Source organism: Chitinophaga sp. (genome assembly GCF_019236475.1).
Classification (GTDB): domain Bacteria; phylum Bacteroidota; class Bacteroidia; order Chitinophagales; family Chitinophagaceae; genus Chitinophaga.
This window is the reverse complement of sequence record NZ_JAFAIX010000013.1, coordinates 63,582-79,155: the sequence shown is the minus strand read 5'-3', so window position 1 is coordinate 79,155 and position 15,574 is coordinate 63,582. Positions and strand designations below refer to the sequence as shown.

The 15,574-nt window shown below is 43.7% G+C and carries 11 protein-coding genes; 7 read left to right on the top strand and 4 right to left on the bottom strand.

Going from position 1 to position 15,574, the window contains the following annotated elements; genetic code table 11:
• Positions 1-17 precede the first annotated feature (17 nt).
• Positions 18-992 carry a ribonucleoside-diphosphate reductase small subunit gene (locus JO154_RS22395; protein ID WP_291949939.1) on the bottom strand — a complete coding sequence of 325 codons (975 nt, stop codon included), beginning with the start codon at positions 990-992 and terminating at the stop codon, positions 18-20.
• A 417-nt stretch (positions 993-1,409) separates the two neighbouring features.
• Between JO154_RS22395 and JO154_RS22390 the strand changes: the two genes are divergently transcribed.
• Positions 1,410-2,051: an ABC transporter ATP-binding protein gene (locus JO154_RS22390; RefSeq protein ID WP_291949936.1), complete on the top strand. Its 642-nt coding sequence runs from the start codon at positions 1,410-1,412 to the stop codon at positions 2,049-2,051.
• 1 nt (position 2,052) lies between these two features.
• Positions 2,053-3,165, top strand: a complete 1,113-nt coding sequence (locus JO154_RS22385; RefSeq protein WP_291949933.1) for a hypothetical protein — start codon at positions 2,053-2,055, stop codon at positions 3,163-3,165.
• A gap of 75 nt (positions 3,166-3,240) precedes the next feature.
• On the opposite strand, the gene JO154_RS22380 is transcribed toward JO154_RS22385, so the two are convergent.
• Positions 3,241-4,719, bottom strand: coding sequence for a hypothetical protein (locus tag JO154_RS22380; protein ID WP_291949930.1), 1,479 nt, complete (start codon positions 4,717-4,719; stop codon positions 3,241-3,243).
• A gap of 229 nt (positions 4,720-4,948) precedes the next feature.
• Between JO154_RS22380 and leuC the strand changes: the two genes are divergently transcribed.
• The 5 genes from leuC to JO154_RS22355 are packed head-to-tail and all read left to right on the top strand — an operon-like array spanning position 4,949 to position 10,379.
• Positions 4,949-6,346: a 3-isopropylmalate dehydratase large subunit gene (gene leuC / locus JO154_RS22375; protein ID WP_291949927.1), complete on the top strand. Its 1,398-nt coding sequence runs from the start codon at positions 4,949-4,951 to the stop codon at positions 6,344-6,346.
• Positions 6,347-6,373: 27 nt separating this feature from the next.
• Entirely contained in the window at positions 6,374-7,123 is a 750-nt protein-coding gene (locus JO154_RS22370) for a class I SAM-dependent methyltransferase (protein WP_291949924.1), read from the top strand.
• Between the two features lie 6 nt (positions 7,124-7,129).
• On the top strand, positions 7,130-7,729 hold the full coding sequence (gene leuD, locus JO154_RS22365; protein WP_291949920.1) for a 3-isopropylmalate dehydratase small subunit: 600 nt from the start codon (positions 7,130-7,132) through the stop codon (positions 7,727-7,729).
• A 35-nt stretch (positions 7,730-7,764) separates the two neighbouring features.
• The gene (gene leuB / locus JO154_RS22360) at positions 7,765-8,844 is read left to right on the top strand and encodes a 3-isopropylmalate dehydrogenase (RefSeq protein WP_291949917.1); all 1,080 of its coding nucleotides are present in this window, start codon (positions 7,765-7,767) and stop codon (positions 8,842-8,844) included.
• A 29-nt stretch (positions 8,845-8,873) separates the two neighbouring features.
• Positions 8,874-10,379 (top strand): 2-isopropylmalate synthase, encoded by a 1,506-nt coding sequence (locus tag JO154_RS22355; RefSeq protein ID WP_291949914.1) that lies wholly within the window; start codon positions 8,874-8,876, stop codon positions 10,377-10,379.
• A 198-nt stretch (positions 10,380-10,577) separates the two neighbouring features.
• Here JO154_RS22355 and JO154_RS22350 read toward each other — a convergent pair whose 3' ends face one another.
• Complete coding sequence (locus JO154_RS22350; protein WP_291949911.1) at positions 10,578-11,411, bottom strand: outer membrane beta-barrel protein; 834 nt, start codon at positions 11,409-11,411, stop codon at positions 10,578-10,580.
• Positions 11,412-11,467: 56 nt separating this feature from the next.
• The gene (locus tag JO154_RS22345) at positions 11,468-15,547 is read right to left on the bottom strand and encodes an MBG domain-containing protein (RefSeq protein ID WP_291949908.1); all 4,080 of its coding nucleotides are present in this window, start codon (positions 15,545-15,547) and stop codon (positions 11,468-11,470) included.
• Positions 15,548-15,574 lie beyond the last annotated feature (27 nt).

The window sequence follows — 15,574 nt, the reverse complement described above, 5'->3', positions numbered from 1 at the left end:
AAGAGGTTAGAAAAACTTTAGAAATCTTCTTCCAGACTGAAAGTCTGTGATTCTTTACTGCCGCCGAGAACGCCGGCTTTCTGATAGTCACCTACACGTTTTTCAAAGAAATTGGTTTTTCCTTGGAGGGAAATCATTTCCATGAAATCGAAAGGATTGGAAGCGTTGAACAATTTAGTGTATCCGAGTTCAGATAACCATCTGTCGGCCACGAATTCAATATACTGTTGCATCAGTCGTGCGTTCATACCAATCAGGTCAACAGGCAGGGACTCGGAAACGAATTCTTTTTCAATTTCCACTGCGTTGCCGATGATCTGATGTACTTGTTCTTCGCTCAGTTTATTTTGCAGCATGCTATAGAGCAAGCAAGCAAATTCACAGTGCAGTCCTTCGTCTCTGCTGATCAATTCATTGGAGAAGGTGAGGCCTGGCATCAGTCCACGTTTTTTCAGCCAGAAGATAGAGCAGAAGCTACCAGAGAAGAAGATACCTTCTACTGCGGCAAATGCTACCAGTCTTTCTGCGAAAGAGCCATTTTCAATCCAGCGTAAAGCCCATTCTGCTTTTTTCTTCACAGCAGGCACTGTTTCGATGGCGTGGAATAATCTGTCTTTTTCCACTGGATCTTTTACATAAGTATCGATCAGCAGTGCATATGTTTCAGAGTGAATATTTTCCATCATGATTTGGAAACCGTAGAAGCAGCGTGCTTCTGGAATCTGGACTTCACTCATAAAGTTTACAGCCAGGTTCTCATTTACGATACCATCACTGGCAGCAAAAAATGCCAGTACATGCGATATAAAATGGCGTTCCCCATCATTCAAATTGGCCCAGTCTTTTAAATCACTGCCCAAATCTATCTCTTCCGCCGTCCAGAAACTCGCTTCATGTTTTTTATATTGCTCCCAAATTTTAGGATAATTGATTGGCAATAACACAAAGCGATCCTTGTTCTCTTTTAAAAGAATTTCATTCTCGTTGTTCATATAAATATTTTATGGGTACTGTCGAAGGTTTCTGATTTCTCAATAGGGGGTTAGCATGACTAAAAATCATTATACCACACTACATTCATTCCGTCATTTTAGCTTCTGAAATCCAAACGCCCAGGATTACAAATGTAAGTGCGATATCTTAGTGAGCTACTTTTAGTTTTCCACGGGTGTGGAAAAAGAGTGTGAGTATTCTTGGACATCAGAACTGCATTGGGTTTGAGAGGGGTGTGGATAACGCACATCTATATATTTTTTATGTGTGTAAACAACGGGGATATATACCTGTTTTTTATACTGTTTTACCTAAAGTGATGAGCTTCAATAGAAAAAAAGTAGCAGAAAATTTTTGACAATTTCAGGATATATATCCCACAATTTTTCATATTTACAGTATTAATCATTTTTTATATGTCCGATCCGGTAATTTCACTCCAACAGGTCCGTAAGCATTATCAGGATGTTCCCGTGCTGGACATACCACAACTGGAGCTTAATGCCGGCATCTACTGGCTCAAAGGAGAAAATGGCGCTGGCAAAACCACTTGCATGAAGGTGATGGCTGGTTTACTCCCCTTCCAAGGAGATATTACCATCAATAACACCGTGAACGCCCGCCAACACCCGGTACAGTTCCGTCGCCTCATCAACTATGCGGAAGCGGAACCCCTGTACCCCGCATTCCTCACCGGCCGAGACCTGCTACAGCTCTATTTCCGCACGAAAGGAGGCCCACAAGAGCCCATCCTGGAACTAGCCGAAAGAATGGGTGTGGATAACTTTGTGAATAACCCGGTGAGCAGTTATTCCAGTGGTATGCTTAAAAAATTAAGTCTTTTGCTGGCATTTGCCGGCAACCCGGCCATTATATTGCTGGACGAACCACTTATCACCATCGATACCAGAACCCTGGCCATCTTGTATGATGTGATCCGCACCTGGAGCCAGTCGGGCGCCTCTTTTTTGATTACCTCCCATCAGCCACTGGACACAAATGAACTGACCGTGGCCGGAACACTCACTATCGCCAACAGAAATATTACTTTGAATTAACATGGGAATTTTCAGGAGGATATTCACCGGTAGATTTTACGTGGAAAACACAGGGTTTTTCCTGGTGTTATTTTACTTTCTCTTTGGGATCGTTAATGCTTCCAATCTGCTTTATTATCATATGGGATTAATGATTGGCTTTCTCTCCAGTTGGTCCTTCCTCATCTTGGTATTGGCTTTATGGCTGCTGTACAACCTTCGGATAACGGGTTTTGTCATCAAAACATTGGAACAACCGCAATATAGTTTTCTCTATAGTACCATGACTTGCATGGATGATCAGGAGAGACGCGGCCGCTGGCTGCGGCTACAGTTCCAAATGTACCTGCCGGTATTCGTGTACGGCCTGATAGCTGCTGTAGTTGGCATCTTCCGACATTATTACCTGGCCGCTACTATCATCCTAGTATTTAATATAGTGATGTGCATCTGGCCTATTCGCTTCTATGAGAAAAAACTCTGGCAACCAGATGTGTTTTTCTTTATGACCCGTTTTTCCCGCTGGCTAGACCGGCACTTTGTGAAACCGCCCGTGCTCTACTTTTACTACGAATTGTTTACGGCCTTCCCCCGGAAAATATTCACCACCAAACTTTGGTCTGCCGGCGTACTATGGCTCACTTTCTTCCTCATGCATCAAAGCGATTTCCTGGATCTGCGCGCGCTGCAATTAGGAATGATTGCTTGCGTATTACTGCATACACAACTGATGATTCACCACCGGGCTTTTGAGGAGATATACTTGCCGTTTATGTCGAATCTTCCTATCAGTACGCTCCGGAGCTATTCGCGGGTGATCGGTTTTTATGTGTTGCTACTAGTGCCGGAAATCATCATTATTTTTTTTCAGAGTAATGGTCGTTTTTCTACGACAGCTATCGGGACTGCTGCTATCACCGGCATGACGATGTTGCTGTTATTCAGAGTGCTCCTGTATTTCCCCCGTATGAATGCGGAAGTGCATTTACGCTGGATATTAGTGATTGCTTTTGTAGTGCTTTTTATGATACTCGGAGGGGCAGTATGGTACGCTGTTGCAGGGATGCAACTTGTTTCGGCATTGATATTCTTCAAGCAATTCCGGGAATATGAACCCTGGATAGATATAGAATGAGGTTGCAGGTTATTTATTTTGTCGCCCCAGCCCAGGCAGGGACGACAAAATAAAGCACGAGGGTTTCGTGTCTCCCTAAATTCTTTTCTCTTTATTCAAAAATTTCCGTTGTATCACATCCTGTACAGGAATGCCTTCGATTTTACTTTCCAGCCATGAAATAATATCCAGATAGAGGAAAGACCTGCGTTCGTATGGGTCTTGCGAAATCACTTCCAGCCTGCTTTTCAAATCCAGGAAGGCATTGCGCAATTCCTTCGGATTGGCATAAATATATTTACGAAGGAATTTCATAATTTCTTCCATCACCAATCCCAAATCCTTATGTTTGGAAATGAAGTGATAAACAGATTTGATCAGATATTCCACCAAACTGTAATTCTCCAATTCGTAATGTGCAATCAGGTGCAGGATACGGGCAAAACATTGAATATCTGCCCGCAAGTTGCCGATTTTTAAATTGATAATTTTGTTGAGATAAATGATTGCTTTGCTATTATCCCCACTTCCAAAATAAAGACAGGCAATTTTGTAATAAAACACCAATACCCGGTGTTGGTCAATCTTTAGCGTATGATTGCTGATTTCTGTTTCCAGTTCAGGAACCATCGCCAAACCCTGTGTGAACGTGCCCTCTAGGAAATACCGGTTGATCTTCGCCGTGTAGAGGTACACGAAAGCAGAAGTGCGGGTATTCTCATGGAAACATTCCTCATTCGTTGCGATGAAATTTTCCAACTCACAGAGCGCTGTTTTGAATTTCTCAAAATTGGAAGTGTAGAAATGGGCGGTCAGCAGGTTATGCTGCGCTTTGATATACAGGTCCATATCCGTCTGTTGCAAGGAAGGGTATTGCTTGAACAGATCTACCCATTTCTGCGTGTAACGGTAATACATGACGAAGTCCTGCAAAATATAGAAATACCAGCAAGAAGCCTGGTACATATACACTTTCTCATAGAAGCTCATTTCCGCCATGCGCATGGGAGGCAGTTGACTTTCAAAGAAAGATTTCACCATTTCTGCATCGCGCTCATTGCGGGCATGCCCCAGCTTCAGGTACAGGCCATACATACGCAGCGAAAGGGTAGACAACATACTGATATTGGTCAGTTGTTGTTGTATTTGTTTGGACTCCGCACTAAGTGCTTCCGCCCTATTCTCCAAACTACGCGTGATATGCCTGGATTCTATCAGTTTTTCAAATTCTACTATTTCATATCCCAGCATGACTTCTTCTTGGTCAAATGCCATGGCTTTGGCCTTGCCCAAGATCTTCAAACTTTGGTTATACAACCCTTTATTGTACAACACCCGGGCATAGTCCAATTGCTCCCGTAAATCAATGACAGGATCTTTCTGTTTATACAACTGACGCAAACTAGTCAGCAGATGTTTGTACAGGTGCGCCTTTACATTGGACAACTGCTGCTTTTTCAGGTCAGGTACCTTCCTCAGTATCTGCTCCTCATCGTAGTCTTTCATTTTGTCCAGTGTGGTGAACAACTGGATGAAAAGTACGTCTTCCTTGGTATTATTCTTATTAAAAGCCAACTGAAAACTGCGTTTTTCAGCTTTTGTTAGGGTTTTTATTAATATGAATAATGCATCACTTTGACTGTTGGGCATCGTTAATAAAATCTTATAAGTAATTGACAAACAGTATGTTGGCGTTTATCGATCGCGTTTATAGGTTGTAATTAAGACAAATTTAGCGATATGTCAAATATATATCGTCCATTAGATTTGAAGGTATAAACAATTTAAAAAGGAAGCAATAAGGATGGGAAAAACGTTATTTGACAAAATCTGGGACAGCCATATCGTGATGAGCAAACCGGGACACCCGGATGCAGTGTACATCAACACGCATTTTATTCACGAGGTAACCAGTCCACAGGCGTTTGACGGTTTACGTAAACGTGGTATTCCGGTATTCCGCCCTGAGAAAACCAGAGCCACCGCAGACCACAACGTGCCTACAATGGATCAGCATCTGCCCATTAAGGAGGCGTTGAGTCGCCACCAGGTGGAAATGCTCACCAAAAATACTGCTGAATTTGGCGTGGAACTCTACGGCCTGGGCCATCCATACCAGGGTATTGTTCACGTGATAGGCCCTGAGCTGGGGATTACCCTGCCAGGTATGACGATCGTTTGTGGAGACAGCCATACCTCGACCCATGGTGCCTTTGGCGCTATTGCGTTTGGGATCGGCACCTCCGAAGTGGAACAAGTACTGGCTACCCAGTGCATCCTGCAGTATAAGCCAAAACGTATGAAAATTGAGGTGAACGGCACCCTGAAAAATGGCGTTCTCTCTAAAGATATCATCCTCTATATCATCTCTAAAATCTCTGCATCCGGCGCTACTGGCTACTTTGTGGAATATGCCGGCGAGGCTATCCGCAGCCTGAGCATGGAAGCCCGTATGACCATCTGCAATATGAGCATCGAAATGGGTGCCCGCGGTGGTATGATCGCTCCAGACGATACTACCTTTGCTTATATCAAAGGCCGTGAATTTGCCCCACAAGGCGAAGCATGGGATAAAGCACTGGCATACTGGAAAACACTCTACTCCGATGCAGACGCACAGTTCGACGTGGTACTCACCTTCGACGCTGCCGATATAGAACCACAGATTACTTACGGTACCAATCCAGGTATGGGCATGGGTATCACCCAGCACATTCCGGCCCTGAGCCAACTCGACGAAAAAGAAGTGCCTTCCTTTAAGAAGTCGCTCGACTATATGGACCTCCAGCCTGGCGCTCCGCTTCTCGGCAAAAAAATCGATTACGTATTCATTGGTAGCTGTACTAACTCCCGTATTGAAGACCTCCGACTGGTGGCTGATTTCGTGAAAGGTAAACAGAAAGCCGAAGACGTAGTGGTTTGGATTGTACCGGGTTCCAAACAGGTGGAAGCACAAGCCAAAGCAGAAGGCATTGATAAAGTGCTGATGGCGGCAGGTTTCCAACTGCGTGAGCCAGGATGCTCTGCCTGCCTGGGTATGAACGAAGATAAAGTGCCTGCAGGTATGTATTGCATCTCTACCTCCAACCGCAACTTCGAAGGTCGTCAGGGACCAAATGCCCGCACCTTCCTGGCTAGCCCGCTTACCGCTGCTGCTGCCGCCATCACTGGTCGCGTAACAGATGTAAGGGAAATGGTGTAATTAACTGCCACGACTAAACGTATTACCATGAACTACTGGAATGCCGACTTATACAAAGATCAACACGCCTTCGTGTTCGAACAGGGGAATAGTCTGATTGAATGGTTGCAGCCAAAGCCCGGATCTACCATCCTGGACCTGGGTTGCGGCACCGGCGAACTGACCGCCAAACTGGCGGAAACAGGAGCAAATGTTACAGGACTGGATGCTTCCGAAAGCATGATTGCCAGCGCCAGAAAGCATTTTCCAAATATCCATTTTGAGATAGCCGACGGTACTGAGTTTCAGTTGCCTACCCAGTTCGATGGTATTTTCTCGAATGCCACCCTTCACTGGATACGCGAACCAGAAAAAGTGATTGAACGCATGTACGCTCATCTCAAACCTGGCGGCCGACTGGCCTTCGAAATGGGCGGAAAAGGTAATGTCAACAGCATTCTCAGAGAATTGGAATACGTGATGCAGGAAAAAGGATATACCTACGAACCACTCTGGTATTTCCCCTCTCCAGCAGAATATTGCACCCTGCTAGAAAAAGCAGGATTCACCATAGAACGAGTATCCTTCTTTGACAGGCCCACCAAACTCCATGATCCGCAGAACGGCATCAGCACCTGGCTGGAAATGTTCGGCGATCATTTCTTCGCAGCAGTACCAGAAAAGGTGAAAAAGGAAATCCTGCAAGAAGTACAACAGGAGCTGGGACCAGCTTTGACAAGAGAAGGTAATTTATATGCAGACTACGTCCGGCTGAGAGTAGCTGCCGTCAAAAAATAATTAATAATGAGCAAAATATTTCAACACTTAGTTTCTTCAGCGGTACCTGTACCCATTGAAAATATCGATACAGACCAGATCATCCCTGCACGCTTCCTGAAAGCTACCACCAGGGACGGTTTCGGAGAAAACCTGTTCCGCGACTGGCGCTTTGAGGCAGATAACACGCCTAAAGCAGATTTCGTCCTCAACAATCCTATCTATAGCGGCAAAATCCTAGTAGCCGGTAAAAACTTTGGCTGTGGCTCTTCTCGTGAACACGCTGCTTGGGCAATCGCAGATTATGGCTTCAAAGTAGTAGTGAGCAGCTTTTTTGCAGATATCTTCAAAAATAATGCACTCAACAACTTCATTCTCCCTGTACAAGTGAGTGAGGCCTTCCTGGATAAAATTTTCAAAGCCATTGAAAATGATCCTAAAGCTGCGATAGAAGTAGATCTGGAAAATCAGTTCATCAAAATCAATGCTACCGGCGAACAGGAAAAATTTGATATCAATCCATACAAAAAAACCTGTCTGCTCAACGGCTATGATGACATTGATTATCTGCTGAGTCTGCGCAAAGAGATTGAAACATACGAGCAATCCAGACCATTCAATTTTTAAGCACACCATAACCATCAAAATAAAGTACACTCTACATGGGCGTTGAAAAGAAAATATTAGTAATACCAGGCGATGGTATTGGACAGGAAGTAACAGCATGGGGTCAGAAAGTATTGGCTACTATCGCTAACAACTATCATCATACTTTTCATTTTGAAGAGGGCATGATGGGGCACGTAGCGATTGAAGCTACCGGTGAGCCTTTACCGGATTCCACCCTGGACAAAGCGAGGAACAGCGATGCCATTCTATTTGGGGCTATCGGTCATGCGAAATATGACAATGATCCTACGCTGAAAGTAAGACCAGAACAAGGGCTGCTGAAGATCCGTAAGGAACTGGGATTATATGCCAACCTGCGTCCAATCAAACTGTTTGACGAACTGCTGGAAGCATCCAGTATCAAACCGGAAATCCTTCGTGGTGCTGATATTCTCTTTTTCCGCGAACTGACTGGTGACGTTTATTTTGGTGAAAAGAAAAGATCAGAAGATCGCAGTAGCGCTTCTGACCTGATGATCTACCATCGTTACGAAGTAGAGCGTATTGCCCGTAAAGCATACGAAGCTGCCCGTACCCGTCGTAGTAAACTGTGTTCTGTAGATAAAGCAAACGTACTAGAAGCAAGTCGTCTGTGGAGAGAAGTGGTACAGGAAATAGCGAAAGAATACCCTGATGTAGAAACAGAGCATATGTTCATTGACAACGCCGCTATGCAGTTGATCAAAGATCCTAAACGCTTTGATGTGGTACTGACAGGTAACCTCTTCGGAGATATCCTGACAGATGAAGCCTCTCAGATCGCGGGTTCTATGGGGATGCTGGCATCTGCCTCTGTGGGTGATAAAGTAGGTTTCTACGAACCGATCCATGGCTCTGCACATGATATTGCTGGTAAAGGCATTGCCAATCCGCTGGCCTCTATCTTATCTGTTGCACTGATGCTGGATATTTCATTCGGTCTGAAAACAGAATCACAGCGCGTGATCAAAGCGGTAGAAGCTACACTGCGCCAGGGTTACAGAACAATGGATATTGCCAACAAACATACGGTGAACGAATTCATTATGGGTACAGACGCCATGGGTGCGAAAGTACTGGAGAACCTGAACTAATCTTACTAAACCGAAAAAGTTACGCTATCATGGATAAAAATCGTGTATACGTCTTTGATACCACCCTGCGCGATGGTGAACAGGTACCAGGATGCCAGTTAACTACTGTAGAAAAAATTGAAATCGCGAAGAAGCTGGAAGCGCTTGGCGTGGATATTATCGAGGCTGGTTTTCCTATCTCCAGCCCTGGCGATTTCCAGAGTGTTGTGGAAATTTCCAAAGCCATCTCAGAACCAGTTATTTGCGCCCTTACCCGCGCTAATACCAAAGATATAGACGCTGCTGCAGATGCGCTCCGCTTTGCAAAACGTGGCCGTATTCATACCGGTATCGGATCTTCCGATATGCATATCAAATACAAATTCAACAGCACCCGTGAGGAAATCCTCCAACGTGCAGTAGATGCAGTAAAATATGCCCGCAAATTCACAGATGATGTGGAATTTTATGCAGAAGATGCTGGTCGCGCTGATAATGCGTATCTCGCACAGATGATTGAAGCAGTGATCGCCGCAGGCGCTACTACTGTTAATATTCCTGATACCAACGGCTATTGCTTACCTGATCAATATGGTGCTAAAATTAAGTACCTGATGGATCATGTGTCCAATATCGATAAAGCCATCATCTCTGTTCACTGTCATAATGACCTCGGACTGGCTACTGCCAATACGATTGCAGGTATTCAAAACGGTGCACGCCAGGTAGAATGTACCATCAACGGTATAGGAGAACGTGCAGGTAATACTTCTCTGGAAGAAGTAGCCATGATTCTGAAAACGCATCATGCCCTCGGTTATCATACCAATATCAATTCAAAAGGTATCTACGAAATCAGTAACATGGTTTCTACGATGATGCGTATGCCAGTGCAGCCAAACAAAGCGATCGTGGGTCGCAATGCGTTTGCGCACAGCTCCGGTATCCACCAGGATGGCGTATTGAAACACCGTGAAAACTACGAAATCCTGAATCCAGAAGATGTGGGTATTAACTCCAATGCGATTATCCTGACAGCACGTAGTGGCCGTCATGCATTGAAACATCACCTGGAGCGCCTCGGTTATAAAATCGATAAAATCAACCTGGATGAAGTTTACGAACGCTTCCTCTTGATGGCAGATAAAAAGAAAGAAATCTCCGATGCTGATCTGTTGCAACTGATGGGCGATGGCGATACTAAAACATACGATGATAAAGGTATCAAAGTTACCCTGTTACAAGTGGTATGCGGCGATCCGCTGCGCCCAATGGCTACTGTGAAACTGCTGGTAAACGGTCAGGAGAAAGAAGCCAGTGCAGCAGGTAATGGTCCTGTGAATGCTACTATCAATGCTATTCACGAGATCATTAAAGACGACATCGATCTGGATGAATTCAGTATCCAGGCGATGCATGGAGGTTCTGAAGATGTAAGTAAAGTAAATATGCGCGTGAAATATAACGGGCAGTCTTACTACGGCTTCGGTTACTCTACCGACATCGTGAATGCTTCTGTACATGCCTATGTAGATGCATTGAATAAAATCTACTAGTATTCATAACGATTGATTTACGTTTGATTTCGGCCGCTGAAGTAGTGCCTCAGCGGCCATTTTTATTTATAAGAGGTAGGTATTGGCTCCCCCTCCCTGTCGACCCTTCCCAGCAGGCAGGGTCGACGAAAAAAAGAAGGAAAATGGTGTCGCAGACACCATTTTCCTTCTTTTTTTCGTCCATATTTTTGGGAGATACTATTTCCTGGTAGGAATGCCTAATCGCACTTGAATGCCATACCCTAGCAGTTTAGCGCTCTCCATGCCATTCCTTTTTAATATGCTATTGGCATGCATGTTATTGATACCTGAGGAAGAATAGGTGACCAAAGTGCCGTCACTAGGCTTGTCTGCGAGATTGTTGAGTCCGTAGTCCATGTAGATGCCTGTATACAACCGGAAATCATTCCATTCAAAACTAATACCTGTTGCCGCACTGATGGTAGCAGTAGCCTTCAGGGAAAGTGCGCCTTTATCGCTTCTCCAGTTGTTGACAGTGCCAAAGCCCAGATGCGGTAGGTCTTTCAGTAGAATGTTATAATCAGGATAAAATCCTGTTGTGATCACTTGAGTGGCGCTGGAAGTATATTTCCCACTGAATGGAAAGAGCAATTTGGCGCCGCCATTGATGTACCACTGGGTTTTACCGCTTGTATGATACTGCAGCATTACAGGAATTCCCGCTGCGATGAAACGTTGTTGTTCTTTGTATCCATTGATGGTAACATTATAGATAAAGGCGGATCCAGATTCATCTACCTCGTAAGAGTTAAAAGCGTGTTGCCCATTTAGCACTATTTCGGAAGTATAGGTTCCACAAGTAATGCCTGAGATAATGCCCAAATTTTTTCCTAACGGAAATGTATATCCGATATCCAGGATAGTCCCTGCTTTAAGTTGACTGTTTTGTTGGTTGAATTTGTATTGTAGCCCTTGCATGCCGCCGCTAAGCCCGATTCCTAATTCCTGTGCCATCGCAGTTGTGGAGAGGAGTACCAGGCAAATACAGGTGGTTATAATAATTCTGATCATTTGATGTAGATTAAATCCGAGAGAAAATAAGACCGGTAGACCGGTCTTATTTTTCTTTAGTGAACGATAACATTGGTAGTAATCTTCTGTCCATTGGCCATTTGCAATGTGATGATGTAAAATCCACTATTTGCAGGCATTTGTATGGTTGTGATCGGATGTACATTTTTCAATTGGTCGATAGCGTTACCTCTGATATCAGTGATATATAGCATAGCGCCGATGAGTGCATCTTCTGTGAAGTTGCAGGTGAGGGTAGCGCTTTGTCCTTTGATCGCAGGATTTGGAGAAACCCTGATACCGGCAATTCTGGCGGTAGCCGCGCTTACCTGGATCGGACATGATTGTATGTTATTACCATTCTTGTCTGTAGCTATTACGGAATAAGATCCATTTAATCCCGTTGGATCACTGAAATACGCGTTGGTAGCTCCTGGTATAGAAATGTTGTTTTTATACCATTGCCAGGTCAGGTAATTATTGTTGCTGTTATCGAAGATCAATAAATTATTCAGTTGCTGTCTTACGGCTGATGGTAACATTACTTTCAGCTCTTTGCTAACTGAAGCAGCAGCTTCGTAATTGTTATCACCATCCTGGGTGGCTGTTACAGCTACAATGCCAATAGTATTAGCGGTTAAGCTGTTGCCGCTAAGTGTAGCGATATCGTTATTGGCGATACTGTATGTTACTGGTAAACCGCTGTTAGTAGCTGCGTTGAGTTGGATAGTATTGATTCCATTACAACCGATATTCAAGTCCTGCGTCCAGGTGATGGATTGTGGCGCCTTGGAAATAGTGAATGTATTAGCGGTGAAATTAAAGGTGTAGTTATTGCTAGGGTTTATGCTTCCCTGACTGATAGTGTAAATGCCAGCATTTTCACCCGCGTCTCTACTTAAACTTCCAATGATCTTATCTCCGCTGATTAATCCGGTAGTGGTATATGTCAATACAGGATCATTACTACCATATACTTTCAATTTCGCATCAGCGATAATTTGCAATGCAGCAGGTGTGATATTCAGTGTATTGTTATTGAATGTTAGGTTGTAATTATTCCCGGCAGATAACGAACCTTGTGTAATGGTGTAACTGCCTACGTTTTCGCCTGCATTTCGGCTTAATGTGCCGCTGATTTTATCTCCGCCAACAAGCCCGGTAGCAGTATAGGTGAGGATTGGATCATTCGTGCCATAAACTTTTGATTTGGCGTCGGCGGTAACTGTTAGCGTTGCCGGCGCAATATTCAGGTTATTACCATTGAAAACAAAATTGTAATTATCACCTGCTTTTACACTGCCTTGTGTAATGGCATAACTACCGGCATTTTCGCCCGCTACTCTGGTTAATGTACCAGTGATTTTATCATTATTAACTAATCCGGAAACAGTATAGGTAAAAGCTGGATCAACTGTGCCGTAAACTTTTGATTTGGCATCAGCAGTAACGGTTACCGTAGTTGGCGTAATAATCAGATTATTACTGTTGAAAACAAGATTGTAATTATCACTTGCATTCACACTGCCTTGTGTAATGGCATAACTACCAGCATTTTCGCCCGCTACTCTGGTTAATGTACCAGTGATTTTATCATTATTAGCTAATCCGGAAACAGTATAAGTCAAAGCCGGATCAACTGTGCCATATACCTTCGTTTTTGCATCCGCAGTAATGGTTAAATTGGCAGGTGTAATTTTCAGGTTTTTGCTATTGAAGGATACATTATAGTTGCTACTTGCAGATAAAGTGCCTTGTAAGATGGCATATTCGCCAATATTTTCACCTGGCATTCTGGTCAATGAACCTGTGACGATTTCATTATTCACTAAACCGGTTACAGTATAGGCTAATACAGGATCTGGTGCACCGTAGACTTTCGATTGTTCTTCCGTATTAATAGTTAAAGCAACTGGTGTGATAGTCAGGTTGCTGCCAGTGAAGTTGATCGTATAGTTATTATCGGCAGATATAGATCCTTGCGTGATGGCATAAGTACCTGCATTTTCACCTGGTACTCTGCTCAGTTTTCCCATAACGGTGTCCTTCCTGACTAATCCCGTGGCGGTAAAGGTCAGTACCGGATCTTGACTGCCATAACTTTTGCTTTTAGGATCGGCGATGATCGTTAAAGCAGTTGGATTAATAGTAAGATTATTGCTATTAAAAGTGATGCTATAATTATTTCCGGCAGACACGGAACCCTGTGTGATGCCGTAGTTACCTACGTTTTCGCCTGGGAGTCTGCTGAGGCTACCGGTTAAAGTATCATTATTGATTAATCCTGATGAGGTATAGGTTAATGCAGGATCAGTTGTGCCATATATTTTCGTTTGTGCATTTACGTTAACTGTAATTGCTTTCGGCGCAATGTTCAGTGTTAAGCTAATTGGAGTAGCAGTGGTAAAGTTATCATTACCATCCTGACTAACAGTGATCATAGCTGTGCCTACTCCGTTTACAGTCACTTTCCCTGCATTATCGATGCTGGCTACGCTGGTATTATTACTACTGTAAACTATCGGTAATGAAGATGTAGAGGTGGCTGTAGCACTGATAGCATTATCTCCATATTTAGCAGATACGGTACTTCCGGCTGTTTGTGAAGTGAAAGTCAGCGTTTGTGGCTGTCTGACAGTAAGTGTTACCGGATCGCTGCTACGAGAACAGTTACTAAAGGGAATACAAATGTATTGGTAACCGTTCATATCTGCGGTAACCTTACTGATAATTAATTGTCCAGTGTGGCTGCGGCTGTAGGTAGCATCGTCAGAGATATTGTAATAGAAGCCATCCGTTTTTATTACCTTCCAATCATAGCCACTTATAGTCCAGTCGTTTATTGTGGCTTTTATACTAAAGCTGGTACTGTCGCCAATGTTAGCAGTTGTATTGACAGGGGCTAGCGTAATGACAGGCTTTTCCAGCGCTTTGACAGTGAATGGAACAGATACTGGACTAACACATCCCGAAGCTTTATGTACTGACTGTGCGTAGAAGGTCCGATTCCGGTTTAATTGAGGAGTATAAAACCCACCATCTTCGGAATAGGAAGTTTCACCACTATCACTGGTCCATCGTACACCTGCATTATAAGAAGGTGTAGCATTAAGTTTAATGTAATCTCCCATACAACCCACCGTATTATCAGTTGCTAATGTAGGAGGCGCTACAATTCTGGCGACATAATAAATAACTACAGACTGTTTGGCAATTGGGCTGTTTTTCAAACCAATTCTGACGTTGTAACACGCTGCTCCTGGGACGAATTTTATATAAGCATTGCTACCATCAATAGTAGCCTGATTATTATTAATTAATGTTGTCAGACTTTTGACATCATTGTTCTCATTTAGCGATGATTGTCCGACATTGGCATCACGGCCAGATGAAATCAGAATGTTATCGTAATTGGGCAGATCATCCAGATTGCCTATACCAAGTTTTATTGTAATTGTATCTGTGGCACTTGATGAAAAATAAGCCCTGACGCCACAGGACGAATCACTGGAAGCCTTCTTGGCAGTTAAAATGGAATAGGTCGTTGTATCTGTATCAGCGAATAATTGAGCATCCTGTACCCAACCCATAATCTGTAATATAAAATCTTTAGGGTCGGACGGAATTTCTTCCCGGTAGTTAACAGGAACATCACAGACAATATCCCTTGCCGAATGCCAGACGATTTTATAGTTATAATAGCGCCAGTCCATATCTACATTGTAGTATGCTTTGCCTGTACTTTTATCAATATTATACTCTACAACGAAAACTGTATAAGGAACTCCGGTTGTTGGTTCCACATAACTGGCGAAATTATCCGATCCTGTATATACACATTTCCAATTAGACCATTGGTCGCCTACCTGGAACTCTGTTCCCACAGCGGGAAAACTTGCAAAATCCGGATAGGAGCCTCTGCCCCAAAAAACAGCTCTCTTTTCCCCATTTCCATTCTGCCAATTAAAATAGAGGGTAGGACTGGCATTATCACTCGCCTGCACCCAAGAGGCCTGTACAGTAGGCGCACTCACCTGGGCGTTTGAAAGTTTAGGAAATAAAATGCTGCAACAGCATACCAGTACAAAAAATAATCGCGCTACAGCGATCGACCTCGGTTTGCTCTCCGATTTCATAGGTAAGGATTAAAAATAATGATGGCG

Bases quoted from the DNA above. Each gene is read 5' to 3' on its own strand.
- JO154_RS22395 (WP_291949939.1), bottom strand. From the start codon at position 992: ATGAACAACGAGAATGAAATTCTTTTAAAAGAGAACAAGGATCGCTTT.
- JO154_RS22390 (WP_291949936.1), top strand. From the start codon at position 1,410: ATGTCCGATCCGGTAATTTCACTCCAACAGGTCCGTAAGCATTATCAG.
- JO154_RS22350 (WP_291949911.1), bottom strand. From the start codon at position 11,411: ATGATCAGAATTATTATAACCACCTGTATTTGCCTGGTACTCCTCTCC.
- JO154_RS22370 (WP_291949924.1), top strand. From the start codon at position 6,374: ATGAACTACTGGAATGCCGACTTATACAAAGATCAACACGCCTTCGTG.
- leuB (WP_291949917.1), top strand. From the start codon at position 7,765: ATGGGCGTTGAAAAGAAAATATTAGTAATACCAGGCGATGGTATTGGA.
- JO154_RS22355 (WP_291949914.1), top strand. From the start codon at position 8,874: ATGGATAAAAATCGTGTATACGTCTTTGATACCACCCTGCGCGATGGT.
- leuC (WP_291949927.1), top strand. From the start codon at position 4,949: ATGGGAAAAACGTTATTTGACAAAATCTGGGACAGCCATATCGTGATG.
- JO154_RS22345 (WP_291949908.1), bottom strand. From the start codon at position 15,547: ATGAAATCGGAGAGCAAACCGAGGTCGATCGCTGTAGCGCGATTATTT.
- leuD (WP_291949920.1), top strand. From the start codon at position 7,130: ATGAGCAAAATATTTCAACACTTAGTTTCTTCAGCGGTACCTGTACCC.
- JO154_RS22385 (WP_291949933.1), top strand. From the start codon at position 2,053: ATGGGAATTTTCAGGAGGATATTCACCGGTAGATTTTACGTGGAAAAC.